This window comes from Novipirellula rosea (assembly GCF_039541335.1).
GTDB classification, from domain to species: domain Bacteria; phylum Planctomycetota; class Planctomycetia; order Pirellulales; family Pirellulaceae; genus Novipirellula; species Novipirellula rosea.
Window position 1 is genome coordinate 100,086 of sequence record NZ_BAABGA010000054.1, and the last position, 22,784, is coordinate 122,869.

The following is a 22,784-nucleotide window of genomic DNA, read 5'->3' on the forward strand; positions in this document are numbered from 1 at the left end:
CCCCTGCGCTAAAAACGCGTGCCGTGATTGAGCAGATAGAGGAAGCTAGATGAGTTACGACGAGCCACTCGTGGGATCGCTTGCCATTGCATTCGCAGTGGTTTCGAGCGTGATTGCCGTCGGACCTTGGAGTGGCCCCTACCAGTTGCGAAGCATCGCAGCGGTGCGTGGTCGGTTCGGCAAACCCGCAGCACGCTGTGTTTGGTTGGTTGTTGCGATTGCGGCATTCACCGCAGGCATGGCGATCCTCAGCGGAACCCGCCCATCGTACGCCGAACCCGGCGGCGTGCACGCGATCGAGCACTGACAGCCCATCTTCACGTAGTGGACGAGGCTACGAGTCCCTCCGCAGCTTTCACGTCGTGAGGGAGGTCATGAGACCTCCCGCTTCTACCCTTCCGCACGGACTCGTTGCCTCGTCCACTACAATCGGACTGCAGCCTACGCTAGGTTCCGGGGTTGGCGTCTTTGACGGCTTGGTTCATCACCTTGATCGCAGCGTCGGTATAGCGATGGTGCTCGTTCCAGAAGTGATTCATCGCGGCTTCGTCGGCAAAGAAGAACATGCGGTTGTGAGTTGGGTCTTTGAGTCCCCATTCACGTTTGCCTGGCACGATGCGGCGTTCTTCGAAGAAGCGAACCACGTCGATTTCGTTTAGCACAGGAGTGTAGGTCACTGGATCGGCAAGGAACGTTTCCATCGCTTCGGCACTTGCGAACAAGTACAGTTTGCCGAGGTGGACCACACCGAAATCGGGGCGGCCTTCGACCCAGCGGTCTTCTTTGATCACGGTCACGGCACAGAAACCTTCCATCGCTAGTCCTGGCTGGTCCGGTTTGCCGGTCGTGTTTTCGGGGCTCTGGGATTCAGCAACCGAATCGGACTGCGGTTCCGAGGCACTCTCAGCCAGTGCTTCCTCGTCCGGTTCTGGCAACGATTCTTCGGTCATCTGGGCTGGCATTCCCAACGTCATTCCATCGGTTCGTGCACCCGTCAAAATGCCTTTGGCTCCGCCGGCGAATTCGCCGGCAAGGTTAGCCGAAGCCGGAGCGGCGGTCACCTGAGGTGCGGGAGCATGGTAAGCGGTGGGGGCCTCTGCAGGCGTCTCCGCAGCAAGGGTTTGTGTCGGCGAGGCGGTCGCTTGAATTCCTTGAGGCACTGCGGATTGCAGCATTGCAACGTAACGATCGGCCGCTTGCGGGCTGACCGTGTGCGAGACCGTTTTGCCGTTGGTGGTCACGATCACGTCGGTTGGAAACGCTTTGACTTGAAACATTTCCACCAGCTGAGGGTTTTTGCCAGCGTGGATTTTGACCGGAATGTAATGCTCTGTCAGTGCCGCATCGACGATCGGAGCTTTGAAGGCACCCGCTTCGAGGCGATCGCACCAGACACAGTTGTCACTGTAGAAATGCAGCAGCAGAAGTTTGTTTTCTGCCTGCGCTTTGGCATGTGCCGAGCGTAGATTTTCGTTCCAGGCAATTTCGGCGGTCGCAAATGAAGACGCGGTCGCCGCAATGACTGCGGAAAAAAGCATTGAGAGGGTTACCGTACGCATCAAACCTGTCCTGCCGTCGTGAAAGCGTGGGTACAAAAGGCGGAGCAAAATGCGCTCAGCTTGGATTGGTATCGGCAGTAACCATCCTGCCACTTAAGCCGAAAGTACAAGTTGGGAAGACTTTGACGCCACCGCAATCGATACTCCGCGTTTAATTTTGTTGTTGTGTGCTTTTTGCAACCCGAAGCGTAAGCGAGGGAATATCGATCTAGATTCGGTCCCCCGCGACGCTTCGGGGGCGATTCGCAGGGAAAAGCGAAAATAACGCAACTTTAAAACGGACGTGACGGTAGCGGTCTTCGATGCTGTCAAAACCCCCGTCTTGCCGCGTGCTGCCGCTCGCAGAACTTGAGTCAAAAGCGGCTTTATTGCCCTGATTGAATGACTCCGCGAACGATTCCCAGCCTAGCGCGGTTTTCATGTTTGGGTGTCAACAGTCCCCCCGCGTTTGCCCAGTTTTTTCTTGCTTGTTTTGGGCCATGTCGTAGGTTTTCCTGGCGACTTATCTCGTTCAGGGATGAGCAAACGAAAAAATAATCCAAGATGCGGCCCCCAAGGCCGTGTCCAGCACGGGGAGCCAAATAGAGTGACTAAAATCAAATCAAAAATGCTTATCGCATTGGCAGCAATCGCGACATCTGTCGGTGTCCAAGCGGCAAACGCTGAATCGGCGGTTCGATTGCCTGCGAACAATTCCGTCAATATGCAGCAAGGGGGCCAGGTTCTTTTGCAGCTGGAGGTCCCTAGCGGTGAAAGCCGGCAATCGTTGTCGTATGCCACCGTGACGGTCGTGGATCGCAATGGCAGCGCTCGCAAATTCCAAGCCGACCAACAAGGCATTGTGCGGCTGACCGGCATCTCGGCCGAACCCTATGCCGTCGTGGCATCCAACGGGAACGCGTATGGTTCGACATTGATGTTTGTGCGTCCTGAGGACGTTGCCGCCGCGAATCCGACGCCGGCGCGGATGACGCTCGCTCAAGTCAACTCGAGCAAACTGATGCCGTGGATCGATCGCTATACCAAGCAGTTCTCGAACAAACACGCCAGCCAGCTGGGTGAGGTCGCGATCAACATTCCTACCGACACCTCGCGAACCGGTAACCGCATCGAACTTGCCGAAGGCGGACAGCTCCGCGGGCAACTCGTTTCGGTACTTACCCAAGAGGGCCGCGAAGTCTCGCTCGAGGGAACCGAAGTGGTTCTGATGCACCGCGGCGTGGCGGTTGGAAAAACGTACGCCGAGGCAGATGGCGCATTCCAATTTAAAGGGGTTCGCAGCGGTCCCCATGGCATCGTGGCCGCAGGCCCTTCCGGCTATGCGACGCTGGCGTTCGAAGCCGTAGGACAAAACGACGTGGCCAGCAAGCGAGAGCCCGGCCACCAATTCGTATCGGTGATGAACCGCGAAACTTCAAGTTTGCTACCCGTCGTGATGGTCCCTCCAGCCATGATCCCTGGCGTGATCGATCCGTTCGGCGCCAGCGTGATGGCTGAACCCATCCCATCGGTTAACGGCAGCGAGCTGACCGGATTCGGCCACCACGGCGGAGGCGGATTTCACGGCGGTGGTGTCCAAGGCGGCGGTGGCGGCGGATTTTCTGGCGGCGGCGGTGGTGGCGGTGTTGCTGGCGGTTCAGGCGGCGGTGGTGGTCTTGGCGGCCTCGGACTGCTCGGTGGAATTGGTGCCGCGATCGCGATCCCTCTAGCGACGGATGACGACGATAACCCAGGCTCGGTCGCATCGCCTTCCGGTTTCTAACGAGAGCCCGCTTGCGGTCAAAAATACGGCACTTGCCTTTTTTGACAACACGATTCGATGACATTGAAAACCGACGTCACCCTAAAAAAGGGAGACGTCGGTTTTTTTTTGTGGTTGGTTGGAACATTCTCGCAGCGAAAGTCGTCAAGACTTTCGTTCGATTGACGTATTCCCCCGAAACTCTTGGCGAGTCTCGAAACTCTTGGCGAGTCTCGCTACGAAAAAGGACATTCCACTTCGGCAGGCTGTGGTCGTACCCCACGTTGTGGCAGCCAGTTAACAAGATCAACGTCCCCAGCAATCAGCATCGTCACCCGCCGCGAGAGGGACGGATTCTTCCCGGATTTGCCTGAGAATTCGCAGTTTGCCAGCGATTCCGAGCCGCAAGCGAATTTGAGGGCGTTGCCAATTTTTATCGGAATTGTTAGCCTGCGACACTTGCTGAACCAACCAAATTCACTGTTACGTCGCCTGTTTTCGTACGGTTTTTAGAAGCAGTTCAGCTTCCCCCGTTTCAGTCACCCCCTTCGGCAGCTGCCTACGTGATTGCCCCGAATCGTGCATCTCAGCTTCCTGACGACCAGCGCATCGTCATTACCGGTATCGGTCTAACCGCTCCCAATGGGAACGATTGGACGTCGTTCCGCCAATCGCTGCTGGAAAAACGTAGCGGGGTCCAGCCCTACGAAATCCGCTATTTCGGCGAGACGCTTGCCGGCATTTGCGATTTCGACACCAAACGGTACCAGTCGAAAAAAGATGTCCGCCGCGGCACCCGCGCCGGCAGCGTCGGCGTCTACGTCGCCAACGAAGCGATCGCTCATAGCGGTTTAGACTGGGAAAATGTCGACAAGTCACGTGTCGGGATCTATGTCGGCGTGACCGAACACGGCAATGTCGAAACCGAAAACGAAATCTATGTCATCAAAGGTTTCGACTACGACACCAGCTGCTGGTCGCATCACCATAATCCTCGTACTGTCGCCAATAACCCAGCCGGCGAGATCTCGCTGAATCTTGGCGTGACGGGCCCCCACTACACGATCGGGGCCGCCTGTGCCGCCGGCAATGCGGGGCTGATCCAAGGCGCTCAGATGCTGCGGCTAAACGAGTGCGACATTGCGATTGCTGGTGGGACCAGCGAAAGCATTCACACGTTTGGCATCTTCGCCAGCTTCAATAGCCAGAACGCTTTGGCCACGCACGAAGATCCCACCAAGGCGTCTCGCCCGTTCGATGTCGACCGCAACGGAATCGTCGTTGCCGAAGGCGGATGTTTGTACACGCTCGAGCGGCTCAGTGACGCCAAGGCTCGCGGAGCCGAAATTTACGGCGAGCTGGTGGGGTACGCGATCAACACCGACGCAACCGACTTTGTCTTGCCCAACCCCGAGCGACAAGCTCAATGCGTCGAGATGGCTCTGAAACGAGCTGGGTTGGATGCCGAGCAGATCGATATCGTCAGCACGCATGCGACCGGCACGAGCAGCGGCGATGCTCAGGAATGCAAAGCGCTTCGCAGCGTTTTCGGAAACTGCAGCACGGTTCGTTTCAACAATACAAAAAGCTATATTGGCCACGCCATGGGAGCTGCCGGTGCCCTGGAACTTGCCGGCAACTTATCCTCCTTCCGTGATCGAGTCGTCCATCCGACGATCAATGTCGATAAACTTGACCCGGATTGTGATCTCAATGGACTCGTGATCAACGAGCCTCAAGAGGTGGCCCAGGTCGACTACGTGCTGAACAATTCCTTTGGCATGCTGGGGATCAACTCGGTCGTGATCATCGGTCGAGTTTAGTTCGTCGCCCCCCCCTCCTTTCCTAAAATCTCTGTTTCCCATTCCTCCAATTTCAAAAACAAATGACCCCTGCTGAAATCCGTGACGAGATCCTAGATATTCTCGAAGACATCTCGCCCGATGATGATCTGGAAAATCTTGATGATGCGAAACCATTCCGCGAGCAATTGGAATTGGACAGCATGGATTTCTTGGACATTGTGATGGAGCTTCGCAAGCGTCATCGCGTGCAGATTCCTGAGGAAGACTACGGGAACCTCGCCAGCATGAGTTCGACGGTCAGCTACCTCGAACCGAAGATGAAAGACATCGTCAAGTCTTAGTTTGCGAAAGACTTCAACGACGATCGCGGTATTTCCGACGGTGCATTTTGCATCGCATTCCTACGCCACGTTATTCGCCAGCAGTTAAGTTCACCCTTTGTACGATACGATTATCATCGGCGCGGGAATGAGTGGGCTTGCCGCCGGCATTCGCCTAGCCCACTTCGATCAACGCGTCTGCATTCTCGAGCGGCACTACACCATCGGTGGACTCAACTCGTTCTACCGCATGGGCGGTCGCGATTACGATGTCGGGCTGCATGCGATGACGAACTTCGCACGCAAAGGCGACAAAAAAGGGCCGCTGGCGAAGCTGATTCGCCAGCTACGTTTTCGCTGGGAAGATTTCAAACTGGCCGAGCAGAACGGGTCCTCGATCCGTTTTCCGGATATGTCGCTCGATTTCGATAACGACATTACGCAGCTCGAAAACGAGATCGCCGAAAAATTCCCCGGCCAGATTGATGGCTTTCGCTCGCTTTGTGCCGCGCTGTTGGATTACAGCGACATGGATGGCGATGACCCCAGTTTCATGCGGTCCGCTCGCGAGGTGATGGCGACCCATTTGTCCGATCCGTTATTGATCGAAATGTTGCTCTGTCCGTTGATGTGGTACGGCAACGCCCGCGAAAACGATATGGATTTCGGCCAGTTCTGTATCATGTTTCGCGCCTGTTATTTGGAAGGTTTCGGGCGTCCTTTCAAAGGGGTCCGTTTGATCCTGAAGAACTTGGTCCGCAAATTTCGCGGACTTGGTGGCGAGCTGAAACTACGCAGCGGGGTTTCAAAGATTCACGTTGACAATGGTCGCGCCGTCGGCGTCGTGCTCGACGACGGCACGATCATCGAAGGCAAGCGGATCTTGTCGTCCGCAGGCAATATTGAAACGTTGCGAATGTGTGACGACATCAGCGAAGTCGATGTCGCTCGCGCGGGAAAATTGTCGTTTATCGAATCGATTTCGGTATTGGACAAACTGCCCAAAGAGATCGGTTTTGATCGCACGATCGTGTTCTATAACGACAGCGAGCGATTTCACTGGGAACGCCCCGAAGATCGTTTGTGTGATGTTCGCACCGGTGTGATTTGTTCGCCGAACAATTACGTCTACGACGCCGAGGAAGGCGAATTGCCCGAGGGGGTGATTCGGATCACCACGCTGGCCAACCATGATCATTGGTGTGCATTGCCCGAGGCGAAATACCGCGCCGAGAAAGTGATCCAGTACGATGCGGCAATCGAATCGGCGGTCCGTTTCATGCCCGATTTCCGTCGTCATGTTGTCGATACCGACGTCTTCACCCCCAAGACGATTCGCCGCTTCACTTGGCATGACAATGGCGCCGTCTACGGCGCCCCGGACAAGCAACTTGATGGCACGACTCATCTGCCCAACGTCTTTTTATGCGGTACCGATCAAGGCTTCGTCGGCATCGTCGGCGCGATCGTCAGCGGCATCAGCATGGCCAACCGCCACTGCCTGCAGGTCTAAATGCTCAGCGGGCACTTCGCGAGATACGGCACTCCGAGTACGGCGGATTGTTTCCGAGCAATTGGGGATACCGTATGATCGCATCCATCCCGATCAGGACTTTGTTCGCGACCTCGACTGCTGTTGATCCCTGCTTGTGGTCGAGTCAGGAATTGGTTTTTCATCCTTCGAACGCTGCCGCTAGACAAACACTGACCATCCCGTATGGCAATCCCATCAGATCGATGGTAAGAGAAGCGGAGCAGGTCACTCAGGTTCCGTCGCCCAGTTTGCGGGTGACCTTCACCTGGTAATTGATATTTGAATCGCCAGTGCCGATATAGCAGCCCTCGGTCGGGGCGGCCCACTCGGGTTCAGGGCCCGCAGCAACCGGTATATGTGCGTCGGCAACGGCGATGCCAAGGGTTGGATCATAGCCCCGCCATCCACCGCCAGGCAGATAAACCTCGGCCCAGGCGTGAAGTTCAGAGCCATGCGTTCGGTTGGGTTCGTAGACATAGCCGCTGACGAAGCGGGCGGCCAAGCCCTGAGTGCGACAAGCATCCATGAACAGCGCCGCAAGATCACGGCAGGCACCTCGCTTCTCGTTAAAAGTTTTCGTGGGCGAGAAGGTGGCCCCTTCATAGCGACACTCAGTCGTGTAGTTGCGATTGATCTCTTCGCATAGCTTCAATAGAAACGGTTGCGTTTGCCATCCAACGGATCCCGAAAGCTCGCCAGCCCAATGGCCAATCGTGAGGTCCATCGTTTGTCGGTGCAAGTTCGGTGCAAGAGCTTGCCCGATACGAAGGTCATAGAACGCGGGCAAATTGGTCACTCGCGAATCAAGCGACAAGTAGTCGAATGGGTTGATCCGTGACGCTTCGACCTCGGATTCAACGTTGATCGTCAGTTCGCGATGACTTCCTTCGAACGATACCTGAAGCGCGACATTGCCGAACACATCTAGAATCGACGTCGATGCGGATGGTTCGGGTGTCAGTTCGCAACGCCAATCAAGCACTCGCTGAGCACCGTCGCTGCGAGGACGCAGCCGGATGGTAAGCGGTTGGATGATCACGGCGTCGTCGTATTGGAAGTGGATACGGTGCGAGATCTGGAATATCATTTGGCTTCGCGGCTACTGCTCGTGGCAACGGGTTTGAGCGCAAAGAAAGTCTCGGAGATCGCCGCGCCGACTTCATTCAACTTGCCTTGAAAGTCGTCCAAGTACTCGTGCAGTCCGTCCTTGATAATCTCGCCAATCTCACCGTAGTCCATTTCGCTTCTCAATCGCCCCAGCCGGTGTTCGGCGGGATTGCTAAACGTCGAGCTTTCGCTACCCGTGATTGCTCTCAGTGAAACATCGGCATTGTTGACGCAGAAATGCATCGAACGTGCGAAGTGGCGATCGAGAACGAGAAACTCGACGACGCGATTCGGCTTGATCGCACGGTAACGCTTTCGATACATCTCAAACGCGCTGGCTGATTTCAGCAGCGTTGACCATAACAGCGCATCGTACGGTGATCCAACGTAGTCCGCATGCGGCAACAACATGAAGTACTTGACGTCCAGGATACGCGCCGTTTTATCGGCTCGTTCGAGCATACGTCCGAGTCGAGCGAAATGCCATGGCTCGGTGTGTGACATGGTGGATTCGCTAATTCCGGTACACAAATGGCTCGCGGATTTGATTTGTGCATAGAACTCGTGGGGCGAATCGATCGGCGTCGATCCTGCCGCATTCTTGACAAGGTAGTAGAAGCGGTTGACCTGTTCCCACAGCTCTGACGAGATCGTATCGCGGACCGCTCGGGCGTTCTCTCGAGCAAACCAAAGGCACGACAGCACCGAGTTTGGATTGTCGCGATCAAACGTCAAAAACTGAATGACATTCTGCTCATTCATATCGTCGTACCGCTCGGCGAACATCTCTTCATCGCCCGTGGTCGCGATTAGCGGCTTCCACTGCTTGACGGTATCGTCGGGGAAATCCAGTGCTAGCGTGAAGTTGACGTCCACGAACCGAGCGACATTCTCAGCCCGCTCGATGTATCGGCTTAGCCAATAGATTGCATCAGCCGTCCGACTAAGCATTTTCGGAATCCTTGAGATTTGATTGCGATTGAGACTGTGTTTGAGCAGGCGTTGTTTTGGCGACGACCCAGGTGTCTTTGCTGCCGCCGCCCTGCGACGAGTTGACGACCAACGATCCTTTGCGAAGTGCAACACGTGTCAGTCCACCCGGCATCACGAAGATGTCTTCGCCGTATAAAATGTAAGGACGTAGATCAACATGTCGCCCCTCAAATTGATCGTTGACGATCGTGGGGGCTCGCGACAGCGCCAGCGTTGGCTGGGCAATGAAATCGCGTGGATTTGCTTTGATCTGTGCGGCGAACGCGTCTTGCTCTTGCTTGGTCGAGTGCGGACCAATCAACATGCCGTAACCACCAGACAGATTGACCGCTTTGACAACCAATTTGTCCAGGTTTGCCAATACATGTTTTAGCTGCTCCGGTTCCGAACAAAGGAACGTGGGCACGTTTGGAATGATCGTGTCTTGTTTCAGGTAGTACTTGATGATGTCCGGGACGTACGCGTAAACCGCTTTGTCGTCCGCGATGCCAGTGCCCGGTGCATTGGCAAGTGCGACGCGGCCGGCGCGATAGGCTTCCATTAAACCGGGGACCCCCAGGCAAGAGTCTTCTCTAAAGGCCTTGGGGTCAATGAAGTCATCGTCAATGCGACGATAGATCACATCGACGCGCTGGAACCCCTTGGTCGTCCGCATCATCACGAAGCCACCTTGGATGACCAAGTCGCGGCCTTCGACCAATTCGATGCCCATTTGCTGAGCCAAGTAGGCGTGCTCGAAGTAGGCCGAGTTGTACATGCCGGGTGTCAGCAAGACGACCGTTGGTTCAGCGACACCATCGGGTGCAAGATACTGAAGTGCCGCGAGTAAACGGTTCGGATAATCGTAAACCGGCTGGACTTGCATCGACTCGAACAGACGAGGAAATGTCCGTTTCAGAATCTCGCGGTTTTGCAACACGTACGAGACGCCAGAAGGGCATCGCAAATTGTCCTCGAGCACGTGAAGCTCACCCGAGTCATCACGCACTAAATCGGTCCCTGTGATGTGAACCCAAATGTCGCGGGGCGGATTCAGGCCGACGCATTGGTGGCGGAACGAATCTGCCGATTCGAGCAACTCGCGTGGAACCACGCCATCCTTGACGATCTTTTGGTCGTGGTAGATGTCATGGACAAAAAGATTCAACGCCTCGATACGCTGCTTGAGCCCTCGCTCGATGCGTGACCAGTCGTCAGGTTCGATGACCCGAGGCATGATGTCGAACGGGAAGATTCGTTCGGTGCCCTCGTCTGTCCCGTAAACCGTAAAGGTGATCCCCATCTGCATGAACGCCGCCTCAGCCGCCTGCTGACGTCGATGCAAATCGCCTTCGGGTAACGACTCAATTCGCTGGATCAGCGGTTCGGAAACCTCGCGGGGAACGCCGGAAGCTTCAAAGATTTCGTCGTAAAAGCCGTCCGTTTTGTAGTCATCAAATTTCATTTGCTGATTTCGCCCTGCTAACGAACGCGAAATCGTTCGGTATTTTGTTCAGAGGATTGTAAGACTCGGATGCTTTGAGCTTAGCGTCAATCTGTCGGGTGTGCTACGGCGAATCATTGCCTTAAACATCGCACGGTTGCTGGTTTTCGTTACGTTAACGACTGCCAAGCTTGGCACCCTCCTGATAAGATCGATTGTTCCGCAGGTTTCTGAGGTCGAGTCATGACGGTTGCCGGACGACACTTGGCGTCGAAAAAAATATCGAAGTGGGCGAAACACGTTGTTGTTAGGAAGCATTTTGGACGTCGCCCACTCAACGAAGACGTTCGGCACTTTCAAATCGGTTCACGCATGAAGACACTTTGGCGTTGGTTCTATCGCACGGTCGTTGCGGTCGGTGTCTGTTTCTTTGCCCTTGCGTTGCTTGTGAATTTCACTGCCTCACGACCGTTGGTAACGCAGTCCGATGGCTATATTCAGCCCACCGTCACGGCAATGCAGAACACGCTTTCACATCAACTGCCAAAGTCTGCGACAGACTTCCGTTTCTGCCGGGCTTCGGTCGGGATGGGAGGTCGCTTGCTGCTGTATCGTTTTGCTGCTCCCGTGGACGAGCTCAACGCTCACGCGATCTCCGAGTTTGAAGCTCATTGGGATCGTACCGGCTACAAGGCGACTCGCAACGCTCCATCTCCGTTTGACGAACACGATATTAAACGCAATTCTGAGTTTTATGGTGGCAACGCTGATTGGATGCTGCCGGCCACCGATGCGATGGGCACACTTTACGAACCGGCAGATGGCCAGCTTTCGCATCGGCCAACTATTTTTGTGGATGAGACAAATCGGGTTCTGTACTTCCAAATGACCGATTGAGATACTGCAGTAACTTGGTCGTGAACTGGAGCGTGTAATCCGTTTTGGACATCCTTCACGCATTTTTTTTACATCTTTTAACCTGCGATTTTTTAACCTCCTCCGGCTCATCCGATTGCGAGTAGAGGATGCGGTGCGATGAAGGCAGACAATGAGGTTGAACCGACGCGATATCGTCACGCGGTTTGGGACTGGACGCCTGTTAGACAACAAGATCGTTGCGACAGGAAAATTAGAGAGACCGGAGGTCGAGCACGCCCTTTAGGCGTTGCTCGGGTGAAGGGGGCGACCACGCTATCGGTGAGTAATTCCGGGGCAAACGGCGTTATTGTCGGCGAGTGGCTTGCTCGGTCAGCCCCCTCACCCGAACGTCGCTGAAGGCTTTGCTGCACCTCTCCCCAAACGAAGTTGGTGGAGAGGTGGCAGGAAAATTACGCAACCAAAAATCACGACAACACCAAAATTTTAGCAGTCCAGGCTAGCGTCCAAGCGGCTAACGTGTCTGTTAGCGGCTTTGGCGCTAGCCACCGTCTCGTTGCTAAACAAAACACCTGCTTAAAAAGTGCACCGCCGAACTGGGGCTGATACTCCATCGCGTATCCGAAAAAAAAGCCCCCGGGATTACCGGGGGCTTGGATTGATACGCGAGTTCAGATCGGACTGATCTTAGCGGTCCGAGTACACCATCGTGCTCTCTTCTTTGGTCACTGGTACCGCGGATTGATCGCTCGTGACGATCGCTTTGACGATATGAGTGCCTTCGGCAACGCCGCGAACTCGGACTCGGTAAACCAGTTCGCTGTTGGCAGCGAGCAGCGGTTTCGGAGCAAAGAACATTCCGCCGCGCCCGTCTTCTTGTGCGTCGCCGTCCGAGGCAATTCGTTCGATGCCCGGTGGCAGTTGCAGTTGAACTCGCACGTTGCTGTCGTCACGCGAGCCGCTGTTTTTGATGCGAATTTCGTAGATCGATTCGCCGCCCACTTCGATTGGGTCCGCAGAGTCGCTGATCTGGAATGTCATCTCGGCAAGCGATTCGACCGTCACCGAGCTTTCGCTCTTCGCGATCACGCCCAGATCCGCTCGGGCATCCAGAACGATCTTGCGGTTGCCCTCTTCGACTGGCAGCAGTGTCAAAGGAACTTTGCCACGTCCGCCCTTGGGTAAACTTTCCAGGTACCAAGAGACGGCGTGTTGAGCGGGATCGTATTGGCCTTCGAAGTCGGTGCTGACAAAGGTGAATCCGCGATCGAGTTGTGCTTTGATTTCGACACGAGTCGCATCGGCGGTGCCGTTGTTGACGATCTCGAGTTGATAGGTCGCGGGGCGTTCCAAGAAACGGCGAGCCGGACCGGCAAGCGCGACTTGAATCTCCGGAGCAACGACCTCGACGTTCACGGTGTGTTCGGTGGTCAAACCATCATCGGCAACCAAGCGAATCGTGTTCTGGATCATGCCCGGAGCAACCGCTCGCATTCGCAGCACTTGGTGACGCGTTTCGCCCGGCGCCAATTCGCCAAGCAGGTTGTCAAGCTGTTTACCCTTGGGGTGTTCCAGTCCATCGGGGACGTCTTCTTGAACGACGACGCCCGTGGCGGCTCCGGTTCCTGGGTTGGAAACTTCGACTTCGATTTCGAGCTGTTGCCCGATCAGCACTTGTTCGGGGGCACGTTGCACGACTTTCAGTTCCGGCCGAGTGCTCATCGTTCGCACCGACGCGGCGGCTTCGAAGGTCACACGAGCGACGCTGCCGAGTTCGCCTTCTTGTTCAGGGACCAACTGCATCGTTACGGTTCGTTCGTCTCCGGCTGGCATCGCGCCGAGTTCCCAAACCAAGATTTCCCCTTGTTGCTGCGGCGCTGGCGATGCGTCGATCATCCGCATCCCTTGCGGGACGCGATCATGAACTTGCACGTCGAGTGCTTCGACCGAGCCGACGTTCTGAACGTGAATGACAAACGAAGCGGGTTTGCCGACTTTGACTTCGCTCGGAGCTCGTTTTTGGATCACGATACTGGGCGACTGCACGCCTTCGAGTCGGCGATCGCCAGGCGAGGCAAGCGTTTCTGCTGGATTGACGCGGACGGGTTGTGCCGCAATCGGAGCGTCAAATTGTTGAGGGGCGGCGGCGGCAGCCGGTTGATTCATCATCCCCGGTTGCAGCGTGCGTGAAGCGATTCGCTCGTTGGCCACGTTGCCGCCAGCGTTGTAGGTTGGCGTTTCCGCCGGATAGGCTTGAGGGGCCGGCGTCGCGTCCGCACGAGCATCGTTGGCAGCCGGCCCATAGTTGGCAGCTGGGCCGTATGAATCAGCAGGTCCGTAGTTAGCAGCTGGGCCGTATGAATCAGCGGGTCCGTAGTTAGCAGCCGGCCCGTACGAATCAGCGGGTCCATAGGAAGCGGTGGGGCCATTGGTGATCGAAAGGTCATTGCCGGCAGGAGAGCCACCGTACCCACCATTCGCGTCGGCGGCTGGGCTGAACGAAGGTGACGACTGTAAGCTTGCTGCCGAGTCAGCCGACATCGTTTGAGCGGCGAAATTGGGTTGCCCGTAATCGGCTTGCGGGGCCGTTTCCATACCGGCTGCTTGGTTGTTTGCAGCGGAGGCCGGAGCGGAGGCCGCTTCAAAGGATTGAGCGGTGCTGTCGTATGCCATCTCGGAGGCGTCGCCGCGAAGCGAATTGTCACCACGAAGCATGTTGCTTGGTTGTTCGGAAGCTGCGGCTGGATTGCCGAAGGCTTGCGATTCTTCAGCAGACGGCATCATCGTTGCGGCTTCGTTGCTGCCCGTTTGGAGTTCTTCCGTTGGCACGTCCATCGCCATCACTGCATCGTTTGGCGTTGCGGTCGCAGCAGGGGCAGATTCATTGATCCCCATCAACGCGGCAGGCAATCCCCAACCGGAGTTTTCCGCAGTTGGCATCGGCTCGGCAGCAGCCGAATCCGCAGCAGGGGGATCAAAGCTAGGGACATCGAAATTGGGAGCGTCTGTTGCAGCGGAGGGTTGAGGTGTTTGCAGAGCTGCGCCATCAAACGAGGGGGCATCAAACGAAGGGGCTTCGGCGGGCCCGGCACCGAGCGAGTCGGGCAGCGGCATCGAGTTGGCTGGACCATTGGCGGGTTCAGTGTACTGGACTTGTGCTACGCCGCCGTAATTCGCAGAGGCTTCGGACGCGATCGGTTGGCTGATCGGGGCGACGTCGCCCAGCGGGCCGGCTGGCATGCGAGCCAGTAAGTTGTTGGGGCCTGCGGCGGGATCGCTCGCGTCGTCATTTGCGGTAGCTTCCGCTTCGACACCGACGATCGGAGCTGGCAATTGGCCGGGCGCTGCTGCGGCCGCCAAATTCCAGTCGGATTCGTGGCGATCGCTACGGTCTTTTTGGGCTTGCGCTGCAGCTAGAGCTCCGAGCAAAATCGTAATCGCACCAGCGGCAAGTCGTACGCCAAACGGTTTCATGGGTCGCAATCCTTCGCGAGAAAACTAGCCAAATCTTTTGGCCTCTAACCTATCGTTAGCAAATTTTTGAAGGCTAGCGAAAGAGCAAAACCGAAAAAAAGCAACGGATCACGCCAGCGGAGCGCCCGAATTTTGACTCATTCGCTTCGCAGCCACCAAGTCGTGAAACTGATGACGCAGGTTTTTCAACCAGAAAGCAAGGTACACGTTGCCGACAATCGAAATCAGCAGCAAGCCGTTAAACAGGGGTTGAGCCGCAACGGTTTTAGCGGGCGCCGCGCTGCGAGCGTATGCGTCTCGCTCGGCTGCCAACGCGGCTTCACGAGCGTCCGCATCGCTGTTGCGGCGCTCGAGGTCCGATGGCGAGCGGACGTTTTCGCCGTTATTGCGATCTTGTGACGTGTACGTTTGACCCGATGCTGATCCACCAGGGGCACCCGAATTTCGCGGTGGAGCGTTTCCACCCGCAGCATTTGCATTCGTGTCGTAACCAGCGGGCCCGCGCGGAGGCGGCGCCGGATTGCCAGCGGATTGGTCGGCTAGGCGTGTCGTGTTGTTGTATGGATTGGGAATGATGTGACCATAGCTGTCGAGCAAATTGCCGTCGCGGTCGATGGGACGTCCATACGCGTCATAGCTCCATCCATTCGGTGGAAGCTTGGCTGCGTCGGTGCTCGATAGACGAGGGTCGGCATAGGTATTTCCGATCGCTGATGCGGCGGTGCCATCATTCGAAAACGATTGCCCATACGTGCGGCCGCTCGGGGCACTAGCAGCGGTATTGGCAAAATTGCTGCTTTGCCCCGTCGCCGACAATGGAGTCGATTGACCGTAGGGATACGGAGGTGGTGTTTGCGTGTTAGTGGACGGCGGCGGATTGGATTGTGCACGTGCTGCCTGTGCTCGTTCGTACTGCTCACGATCGAAGAGTTGCCGTTGATAGGCAGCTTGCTGCTCTTGTGCTGCTCGCTCTTGAGCCAGTTTTTCCTGAGCGGCCCTTTCCTGTGCAGCGCGTTCTAGTGCGGCCCTTTCCTGTGCGGCCCGCTGCTGTGCGGCCGGGTCGTCGGCAGTACGCCGTGTGGTGTTCAGCGCATCGGGGACTCGCCCAAAGGTCGCCGTGGTGCCTAACCCCGAGCCGGAGGTGTTGGTCGTCGGCAACTGGTTCGGTGGCGAGTTGCCCGGTCGGTTGTCGCTTGATGGACTACCCACTGGATCTGTCGACGGACCACCCGCCATGTTTGTTTGGGAACGCTGGTTCATCTGGTTCAAGTCTTGCCAATCTTTGTCGCGACCACGCACCATTTCACGTGTGTTGGTCGGATCCGTCGAAGGGCCAGCGGCGAACGATCGGCCGGCTGAGCTGGATCCATTGGCATCGGATCCGGTGAACGAGGGGACATCCGATCGATTGGCGTCGGCCGTTCCCGCTGCGTTCGCAGCGTTGTTGTTCGGTCCACTGGCGGCGGTGAAATCAAAGCCGTTGCGAAGCGCGTTGCCGGCGCGGTCAGCCATCCCCGCCGCGGTTTCCTCGGCCTTTTGTGCGGCACGATTCATCGCCGCGTCAAGTTCGCTGCGGGTGCGGTTTCCGAGATCTTGGGCGGCGTCGTTCAAGCCGTCACGGACGTTGGCAGCAGTATTTCCTGCTGCTTCTTGCAGCGATTGGGGAATCGCAGAGGCGGGGAACAGGAATTCAGAACCGGCGCCAGGGGAGCTGGCGTCGGGCTTCATCATCGATTCCGCTTGGGGTGCGGCCCCCGCAGGAATTCCGGCCAATTTGTTTTGCCCACCCTGTAAACCAGGGATCGGCTGGACCGGTGAACCCGCCGTCATTTGCGGAATCGGAATCGGTTTTTCGTCGCTGGCGTCAAATGCGTTTACGTTCCGATCACGCCGCGTCTGGGTTTCCACAATCGCAGAATTTGTCCCACCGCTGGGGACAGGGACTTCGTGACGGAGTTGCGAGATTGCCGAAGGTGTCTCGCGCGGCAAGCGTTGGTTGCCCACACGAATCACCACTCGGCTGACATGCCCTTGAACCTGAGGGTCGATGACGCTGGTCACTTCACCCGATTCCTGCAGTCGATCGAGCTGATCGGCCGGGACTTGGATGATGTACTCGACACCTCCACCGCCGTCGGGTTGCCAGCCATAGGTGACTCCGATCGCGGCGAATAGCAGTAGCACGGGGACTCCGCCCATTGCTTCAATCCTTGAACAAGTGCAAAAAAACGACCGCCAAGGGCCTTGCGTTTGCACCATCAACGATTCAAAAAAGATTCAAATCATTTTGGACAAGACCACTTTTGCGCGACTAATGCTGGCGATGATAACCCCCTGAGCCCTTGTCGGTAAAGAGACATTTAGTGGGCAATTCACGCAGTATCTGGCGGTCCTGGCAAACAGGGCGGCTTGGGTAGAGTGCCGGCCGTGAAGTTTGGAATTGATAGCAATTGCAATTCAAAACTCACTCGCGAGTTTCGCGGCGAGCGTGGTGCGCTGGCACCGTTTAATGGCGAGGTTTTAGTTGCGCGGTTTAGTAGCGTGCGACCGAAGGATCGATTTGTTGGCTCCACACATCGATGCCGCCGTCCATGTTTTGGACTTTGTCAAAGCCGCGACTTCGCAGCGCTTCGGTCACTTGCAGGCTGCGTCCGCCGTGATGGCAATGAACGACAATCCGCCGATCTTTGTGTTCTTCGAGTTCATGTACACGGGCTCCGATCTCGCTGAGCGGTAGCAGGGTGCTGCCGGTGATTTTGGCGACCGCGTACTCGTTGGGTTCACGTACATCCAGCAACAAAAAGTCGTCGCCTTGTTTCAACATTTCGGAAACGGTTTGAACGTCGATTTGGATGGGCAGTTCGCTGGATTGGGACATGATGATGATCTCGGTTCAGAGTGTTGAAGAGGGGGGGCTGCGTGAAAGTCACAGCATGGCCGCTACAGCCGGCAATTCGACAGTGTGGTTTCAAAAATTGCCGACGCTCCGAGCTTTTCGAGCTGTTCCATCGCGTCGATCACCTGTTTTCGCTGAACCATCACGCGGACGCTGCACCAATCTTTGTCTTCGAGTGCGTTGACGGTGGGCGAGTTGAATCCCGGAGTGATCGTTTCCGCGTCGGCCAGTTTGCCGCGTGGAATGTTGTATTCCAGCAGCGAATAGTCTCTCGCGATCACGACCCCTTCAAGCCGTCGGACGACGCGATCGGCGGTCGCTTTGTCGCGGCATTGATCGTTTTGGATCAAAACGGTCTCGTACGAGTCGATTTCATCAAGGATGCGAAGCCGGTTTGCCGCCAGCGTGCTGCCGGTTTCGACCAGATCAACAATGGCGTCGGCGACCCCAAGCTGGATCATCACTTCGACGCTGCCGGTCAGCGAGACCAAATGTGCCTTGGCGTCAAATCCAGCCAAGTAACGCTCGGTGATCGCAGGAAAGCTGGTGGCAATTCGTTTGCCGTCAAGTTCGGCGGCCGAGGTGATCGGTGCGTCTTCGGGGACACAAACGGCCAATCGACAGCGGCCGACGCCCAAACGCATTCTCAATTGGACGTCTGCGCCAGCTTCTTCGACGAGGTCGCTGCCGGTGATTCCCATATCGATCGCACCTTCGGCACACAGCGTTGGGATGTCATCGGTTCGCAGGAAGATCAAATCGATCGGCAAACCGCCCACACGAGCAAACAGCCCGCGGGATTGACGACGAAACCGCAACCCGGCTTGATTCAGTAGATCGCCTGCGATTTCGCTAAGCCGTCCCTTGCTAGGCAAACCGATTCGAAGATTGTTTTCCGTGTCCAAAAGATTCTGCTTTCTTATGCGATCTTGTTACTAATTACTCGGCGTTTGAGCCACTGTTTTTGCCGCGGCTCGCTTTTTCGACAAGCCCCGATGTGCCTTCGCGGCGTCCCAATTCATTGGCCACTTCGCTCAGATCGACCCCTTTCCACGCCAATAAGACCATTGCGTGGTAGATCAAATCGCCCGCTTCGTAGACAAAATGCTCGCGTCCGGCGTCCCCCTCTTCGCTGGCAGCCTCGATCATTTCCTCGGCTTCTTCGCGAATTTTCTTGCCGATTTTCTCAGGCCCCCCGTCGAGCAGTTTCGTGGTGTACGAGCCTGTGGGCCGATTTTTGGCGCGTTCCTGCAGCGTTTGCATCAAACGGACGAGCGGATCAAGCGAATCAGACATGGGGATCAAATGCGGTTTTGTGACGGAGCGACATGGGCTGATTTCGTAGCAAAAGTCGCCAAGACTTTCGGTCAATCGAGCGGACCGACGAAACTAAGGCCTAGCCTATTGTCCCGGCACCAATTGGCAACCGCACGACGCCAACGCAGGCCTCGTTTTGCCCTAAATATCGGCCGATTCGCCCGTTTTACTCATTCGCTCGTTTTACTCATTCGCCCGTTGCCGCAGTCGCGGATTGTTGAGTCAGCAAGTAGGCCACGACATGCTGGATCTGCTGAGCCGTCATCGTTTCCGCAAAATTTGCGGGCATCAGCGACTCGGTCGAGTCTTTACGCTGTTCGATATCGTCGGTCGCCAGCGAGAACTCTTTGCCGGTTTGGTCCGCCAACACCACCCGACCGCCCTCTTCGCGCCGCAGCAATCCGGTCACGATGTTGCCATCGAGCGTGAGGATTTGAGTCATCCGGAATGCCACATCGACATTTCGATTCGGATCGACGACGTCTTCGAGCAATCGCTCGACACCTCGGTTGCCGACGCCATCGAGTTGCGGGCCGACGACACCCCCCTGCCCTGCAATTTGGTGACACGTGGCACAATGCTGTTTGAAGAGGACTTCGCCCTCGGCAGCCCGGTCGGTCGAAAAATCATGCCCCATTTTTTCACGCAGCTGGACCAGCAGCTGAGTCGTTTTTTCGTCCTCAGGCGGCAGGTCGCGAGTGAGTTCGGCGATTCGCGTTTTTTGCTCGGAAGTTGCATTCCGCTGAATCAATTCTGAAATGCGTCCGTCCACCAGTAATCGAGGCGATGCCTTGCCGAGCGAAATGTGGGAGAGCAGCAACTCAATGCCGAACGACTTTCGAGCGAGTCCTGCGGTGATCGCTCGTTGAAGTTCATACGGAGACGTTTCCAAACGGCCAGCAAGTGCGTGTTGTGACAATTCGCTACCGAGATTCGCGAGTGACTCGGCCGCAGCGACACGAAGTTCGTTCGTTTCGTCACTGTCCGCCAAAATGCCATCCAAGATCGGGACGATCGAGGTTTCGTTGCTCAACCGCAGCGAACTTGTCATGGCTTGTTTGCGAATTTGCGGCGATTGATTTGCGTCGCCCGCAAACGATGCGACCAATGCGGCATGTTGGGTCAATCCAAACTCGCCCGCCAGTTCAATAATCCGGTCACTCAGTTCGTCTTCGCTGATGGTCACGACCGCAGGTTCGATTCGTCCGACGGCGACCCAGGCGTAAGCATCAGCTTCGTCAGCATCGACGATTTCAATGACAGCGGTGCGGCCGGCGTGGTCCGCCAAGTCCCAAGTGTACTGCATCGCAACATCGCTACGCGGTGGCGATTGTTTCGCAATCGTCTGGCCCGATTCAATATCGACTATCCGAACCAAGTTCTTTTGGGTGTCGGGCGAACCTGGGAACCCGTTGTGCCCACACATCCAAAATCGAATTTGGGTGGGAACGGTGAACGGCGGACTTCGCAAGATGCCGATCAAGCTTTCGCCTGCAGAGATGCTGTCCCAAAACAACGCTTGCGAATTTCCGTCGGCTGATTTTCGCTGGTGAATTCCCCACGGCGATTCAGACGCTGCAATCCCGGGAACTTGATGATTGGACCAGTGTGAGGAATTCGATGCGAGTTGACCAAGCAATTCCGCGGCGATCTCGGACCACCAAACGCGGAGCGGTTCGGATTGATCGAGCGACTTGCCGCGATGCTGCATTCCATTGGCAACCGCCCCCAGGATCTGAAATTGGGAGCGTGGATCGCTGGCGATTCGCTGCTTTGTAATCGAGATCAATTTTGCAACTTGGTCGTCGGTTCCGTGGTTGCCGATTTGGATGGCGATACGATCGGCCCATGCTTCCGGATTCGTGGTGGTTGCCAGCAACCTTAGGCTCAGCCCCGCGGCGCGATTCCCGCCGGTTACCGCCGACACCTCGATCAATCGCTCGCGAAGATCACCGTCGATCGATTCCATCGCTAATTCTGTGACAACCGGTTCACTGAGAAGATGATCACGAAGCGACAGCCGAAGTGTGTGAATCAAATGGGTGTCGTCGACCGATGTGGTGGCCCACGTTTGCAGCATCGGTTTGACGTTGTCGCTAGCGGGATGTCGCCCCAATGCATCGGCCGCCGCACGTTGCACGAACGCGTCGCTATCCTGCAATGCATTTCGTGCAAGCGACGACTCGGTGGCGGTCCAGTCAATTCGCTCGGCCAGCATTTTGATCAAGTGGGTTCGCACGATCGCAGCAGTATCGTGGGCAAGTCGTTTGAGCGTTTTATCGTCAAGGTTTTTTGTCCGCTCGAGTACCCACAAACCATGCGCACGAGCGGTTGCCATGTCGCTTGACTCGACCGCGTCGCGGACTAAGCCGAGTGATTCTTCGTTGGCGCGATCAACCAAGAAATTTGTCGCCAGCGTTCGCACTTGCAAGTTCGGATCGGACAATCGATCGACAAGTTCTTTAGTAGGCAGTTGCGTCAGATCCGTCGGGCTCAACTGGACCGGCGACTTCGCGTCCCCTTGATAAACAACTCGCCAAACGCGTCCATGCGTCCGGTCACGATCAGGATGATCCAGAGGAGCTTCGTAATGTCCGATCACCAAGTTGCAAAAGTCGGCGATGTAAAGTGCTCCGTCGGGGCCCACGATCGCATCAACGGGACGAAACCATGGATCATCACTGGTAATGAAATCAGGCTGCGTCTGACACAGTAAGGTAGAGCCCACCCGCGTTAATTGATCGCGATGAACTCGTCCGGTGACAGGGTTACAGATAAATAGATTGTCGCGAAATTCCTCGGGGAAATGCTCGGCTGCGTAATAGGCGGGGCCACAAATTCCTGTCGATCCATGTTGGTGATCGATCATCGTGGGACCAAATCCGATCAGCGGCGGATTGCCACCAAATTGCGGATAGGTGGCACCTCGCAGCAGTTGATAGACCGGCTTGGAATGGCAGTCGGAATTGAACAGGTTGCCCAGTGAATCAAACGTCATTCCAAACGGATTGACTTGACCTTGGGTCCACCGTTCAAAGTGGGATCCATCCTCGCGAAACCGATACGTATTTCCTGAATGTAGTTTCACCACATTCCCGCTGGCGTCGCTGATTTCACTGTGGTTTGAAAAACCGTGGCAACCATAAATCCAACCATCGATTCCTCGGGTGAAGGAACTTGCATTGCCGTGAACGTCGATGTTTCCAAATCGCGTGTACCTCGTCGTGATCGCATCGGATTGTCCATCGTGATCATGATCGACGACGTGAAAGATCGAAGGGATGGCGTAGACGAGTGTCTCGCTGCCATCGCCGAGCGGGACGTTTCCGATCGGAATGTTCAGCCCGCTGGCAAAGTGAGTGATCTGCTGGGCGGATCCTCGAGGTCCAATTTCAACGACCGTCAAACGATCGCGTGGCGGGTTGTCCCCGCCGCCGGCAAATTGCCCCCGGTCCGCCTCGACTCCTTCGCTTTGTGCGGGATAGGGATATTCGATGGAATGCGTTAACCACAGCCGCCCTCGCGCATCGAAGTTCAAGTTCATCGGTTGCCCGATGTCAGGATCACTCACAACGAGTTGGATTTCGAAACCGTCGGGCAAATGAAACAGGTTCACCTGATCGTCGGTTGGCGGTGGCGTAGGCTGCGCCATCGCGATCGAATTCGCCGCGATCACCCAGCCGATCAGACCGCTGATCAACGCGAAGACACGAAACGAGGATGTCATTGACTTTAGTCC

At 56.2% G+C, this 22,784-nt stretch carries 17 protein-coding genes; 6 read left to right on the forward strand and 11 right to left on the reverse strand.

Features of this window, described 5'->3' with window-relative positions:
• The first annotated feature begins 49 nt into the window (after positions 1–49).
• Positions 50–307 carry a hypothetical protein gene (locus ABD971_RS21395; RefSeq protein WP_339937964.1) on the forward strand — a complete coding sequence of 86 codons (258 nt, stop codon included), beginning with the start codon at positions 50–52 and terminating at the stop codon, positions 305–307.
• A 139-nt stretch (positions 308–446) separates the two neighbouring features.
• On the opposite strand, the gene ABD971_RS21400 is transcribed toward ABD971_RS21395, so the two are convergent.
• Together ABD971_RS21400 and ABD971_RS21405 are read right to left on the reverse strand one after the other, a co-directional pair.
• Positions 447–1,538 (reverse strand): DUF255 domain-containing protein, encoded by a 1,092-nt coding sequence (locus tag ABD971_RS21400; RefSeq protein WP_345325408.1) that lies wholly within the window; start codon positions 1,536–1,538, stop codon positions 447–449.
• A 229-nt stretch (positions 1,539–1,767) separates the two neighbouring features.
• Entirely contained in the window at positions 1,768–1,980 is a 213-nt protein-coding gene (locus tag ABD971_RS21405; RefSeq protein WP_345325410.1) for a hypothetical protein, read from the reverse strand.
• 186 nt (positions 1,981–2,166) lie between these two features.
• On the opposite strand from ABD971_RS21405, the gene ABD971_RS21410 reads away from it, so the two are divergent.
• From ABD971_RS21410 to ABD971_RS21425, 4 genes are all read left to right on the forward strand, one after another.
• Positions 2,167–3,321: a hypothetical protein gene (locus ABD971_RS21410; RefSeq protein WP_339937960.1), complete on the forward strand. Its 1,155-nt coding sequence runs from the start codon at positions 2,167–2,169 to the stop codon at positions 3,319–3,321.
• A gap of 542 nt (positions 3,322–3,863) precedes the next feature.
• Positions 3,864–5,123: a beta-ketoacyl-[acyl-carrier-protein] synthase family protein gene (locus ABD971_RS21415; RefSeq protein WP_339938114.1), complete on the forward strand. Its 1,260-nt coding sequence runs from the start codon at positions 3,864–3,866 to the stop codon at positions 5,121–5,123.
• 62 nt (positions 5,124–5,185) lie between these two features.
• On the forward strand, positions 5,186–5,446 hold the full coding sequence (locus ABD971_RS21420) for an acyl carrier protein (protein ID WP_008695476.1): 261 nt from the start codon (positions 5,186–5,188) through the stop codon (positions 5,444–5,446).
• Between the two features lie 97 nt (positions 5,447–5,543).
• Complete coding sequence (locus tag ABD971_RS21425; RefSeq protein ID WP_339937955.1) at positions 5,544–6,938, forward strand: phytoene desaturase family protein; 1,395 nt, start codon at positions 5,544–5,546, stop codon at positions 6,936–6,938.
• Positions 6,939–7,188: 250 nt separating this feature from the next.
• On the opposite strand, the gene ABD971_RS21430 is transcribed toward ABD971_RS21425, so the two are convergent.
• From ABD971_RS21430 to ABD971_RS21440, 3 genes are read right to left on the reverse strand one after another with little or no spacing between them, the layout of a single operon-like run.
• On the reverse strand, positions 7,189–8,046 hold the full coding sequence (locus ABD971_RS21430) for a transglutaminase family protein (protein WP_345325417.1): 858 nt from the start codon (positions 8,044–8,046) through the stop codon (positions 7,189–7,191).
• Positions 8,043–9,017, reverse strand: a complete 975-nt coding sequence (locus ABD971_RS21435; RefSeq protein ID WP_345325419.1) for an alpha-E domain-containing protein — start codon at positions 9,015–9,017, stop codon at positions 8,043–8,045. Before ABD971_RS21435 ends, ABD971_RS21430 begins: the two co-directional genes overlap by 4 nt.
• A complete protein-coding gene (locus ABD971_RS21440; protein WP_339937949.1) occupies positions 9,010–10,503 on the reverse strand; it encodes a circularly permuted type 2 ATP-grasp protein in 1,494 nt (497 codons plus the stop codon). Before ABD971_RS21440 ends, ABD971_RS21435 begins: the two co-directional genes overlap by 8 nt.
• Positions 10,504–10,854: 351 nt before the next feature.
• Between ABD971_RS21440 and ABD971_RS21445 the strand changes: the two genes are divergently transcribed.
• Entirely contained in the window at positions 10,855–11,379 is a 525-nt protein-coding gene (locus ABD971_RS21445; RefSeq protein WP_345325423.1) for a hypothetical protein, read from the forward strand.
• A gap of 666 nt (positions 11,380–12,045) precedes the next feature.
• Here ABD971_RS21445 and ABD971_RS21450 read toward each other — a convergent pair.
• The 6 genes from ABD971_RS21450 to ABD971_RS21475 form a co-directional block, all read right to left on the reverse strand.
• Positions 12,046–14,832, reverse strand: coding sequence for a hypothetical protein (locus ABD971_RS21450; RefSeq protein WP_345325425.1), 2,787 nt, complete (start codon positions 14,830–14,832; stop codon positions 12,046–12,048).
• Positions 14,833–14,940: 108 nt separating this feature from the next.
• On the reverse strand, positions 14,941–17,031 hold the full coding sequence (locus ABD971_RS21455; RefSeq protein ID WP_345325427.1) for a hypothetical protein: 2,091 nt from the start codon (positions 17,029–17,031) through the stop codon (positions 14,941–14,943).
• A gap of 334 nt (positions 17,032–17,365) precedes the next feature.
• Positions 17,366–17,710, reverse strand: coding sequence for a rhodanese-like domain-containing protein (locus ABD971_RS21460; protein WP_339937941.1), 345 nt, complete (start codon positions 17,708–17,710; stop codon positions 17,366–17,368).
• A 62-nt stretch (positions 17,711–17,772) separates the two neighbouring features.
• On the reverse strand, positions 17,773–18,633 hold the full coding sequence (gene hisG, locus ABD971_RS21465; protein WP_339937939.1) for an ATP phosphoribosyltransferase: 861 nt from the start codon (positions 18,631–18,633) through the stop codon (positions 17,773–17,775).
• A gap of 34 nt (positions 18,634–18,667) precedes the next feature.
• Complete coding sequence (locus tag ABD971_RS21470) at positions 18,668–19,024, reverse strand: phosphoribosyl-ATP diphosphatase (RefSeq protein ID WP_339937937.1); 357 nt, start codon at positions 19,022–19,024, stop codon at positions 18,668–18,670.
• Between the two features lie 208 nt (positions 19,025–19,232).
• Entirely contained in the window at positions 19,233–22,772 is a 3,540-nt protein-coding gene (locus tag ABD971_RS21475; protein WP_345325430.1) for a DUF7133 domain-containing protein, read from the reverse strand.
• Between the last annotated feature and the right edge of the window lie 12 nt (positions 22,773–22,784).

Coding starts and splice junctions, on each gene's coding strand:
- ABD971_RS21395 (WP_339937964.1), top strand. CDS start 50: ATGAGTTACGACGAGCCACTCGTGGGATCGCTTGCCATTGCATTCGCA.
- ABD971_RS21400 (WP_345325408.1), bottom strand. CDS start 1,538: ATGCTTTTTTCCGCAGTCATTGCGGCGACCGCGTCTTCATTTGCGACC.
- ABD971_RS21405 (WP_345325410.1), bottom strand. CDS start 1,980: ATGAAAACCGCGCTAGGCTGGGAATCGTTCGCGGAGTCATTCAATCAG.
- ABD971_RS21410 (WP_339937960.1), top strand. CDS start 2,167: ATGCTTATCGCATTGGCAGCAATCGCGACATCTGTCGGTGTCCAAGCG.
- ABD971_RS21420 (WP_008695476.1), top strand. CDS start 5,186: ATGACCCCTGCTGAAATCCGTGACGAGATCCTAGATATTCTCGAAGAC.
- ABD971_RS21430 (WP_345325417.1), bottom strand. CDS start 8,046: ATGATATTCCAGATCTCGCACCGTATCCACTTCCAATACGACGACGCC.
- ABD971_RS21435 (WP_345325419.1), bottom strand. CDS start 9,017: ATGCTTAGTCGGACGGCTGATGCAATCTATTGGCTAAGCCGATACATC.
- ABD971_RS21440 (WP_339937949.1), bottom strand. CDS start 10,503: ATGAAATTTGATGACTACAAAACGGACGGCTTTTACGACGAAATCTTT.
- ABD971_RS21445 (WP_345325423.1), top strand. CDS start 10,855: ATGAAGACACTTTGGCGTTGGTTCTATCGCACGGTCGTTGCGGTCGGT.
- ABD971_RS21450 (WP_345325425.1), bottom strand. CDS start 14,832: ATGAAACCGTTTGGCGTACGACTTGCCGCTGGTGCGATTACGATTTTG.
- ABD971_RS21455 (WP_345325427.1), bottom strand. CDS start 17,031: ATGGGCGGAGTCCCCGTGCTACTGCTATTCGCCGCGATCGGAGTCACC.
- ABD971_RS21460 (WP_339937941.1), bottom strand. CDS start 17,710: ATGTCCCAATCCAGCGAACTGCCCATCCAAATCGACGTTCAAACCGTT.
- ABD971_RS21470 (WP_339937937.1), bottom strand. CDS start 19,024: ATGTCTGATTCGCTTGATCCGCTCGTCCGTTTGATGCAAACGCTGCAG.
- ABD971_RS21475 (WP_345325430.1), bottom strand. CDS start 22,772: ATGACATCCTCGTTTCGTGTCTTCGCGTTGATCAGCGGTCTGATCGGC.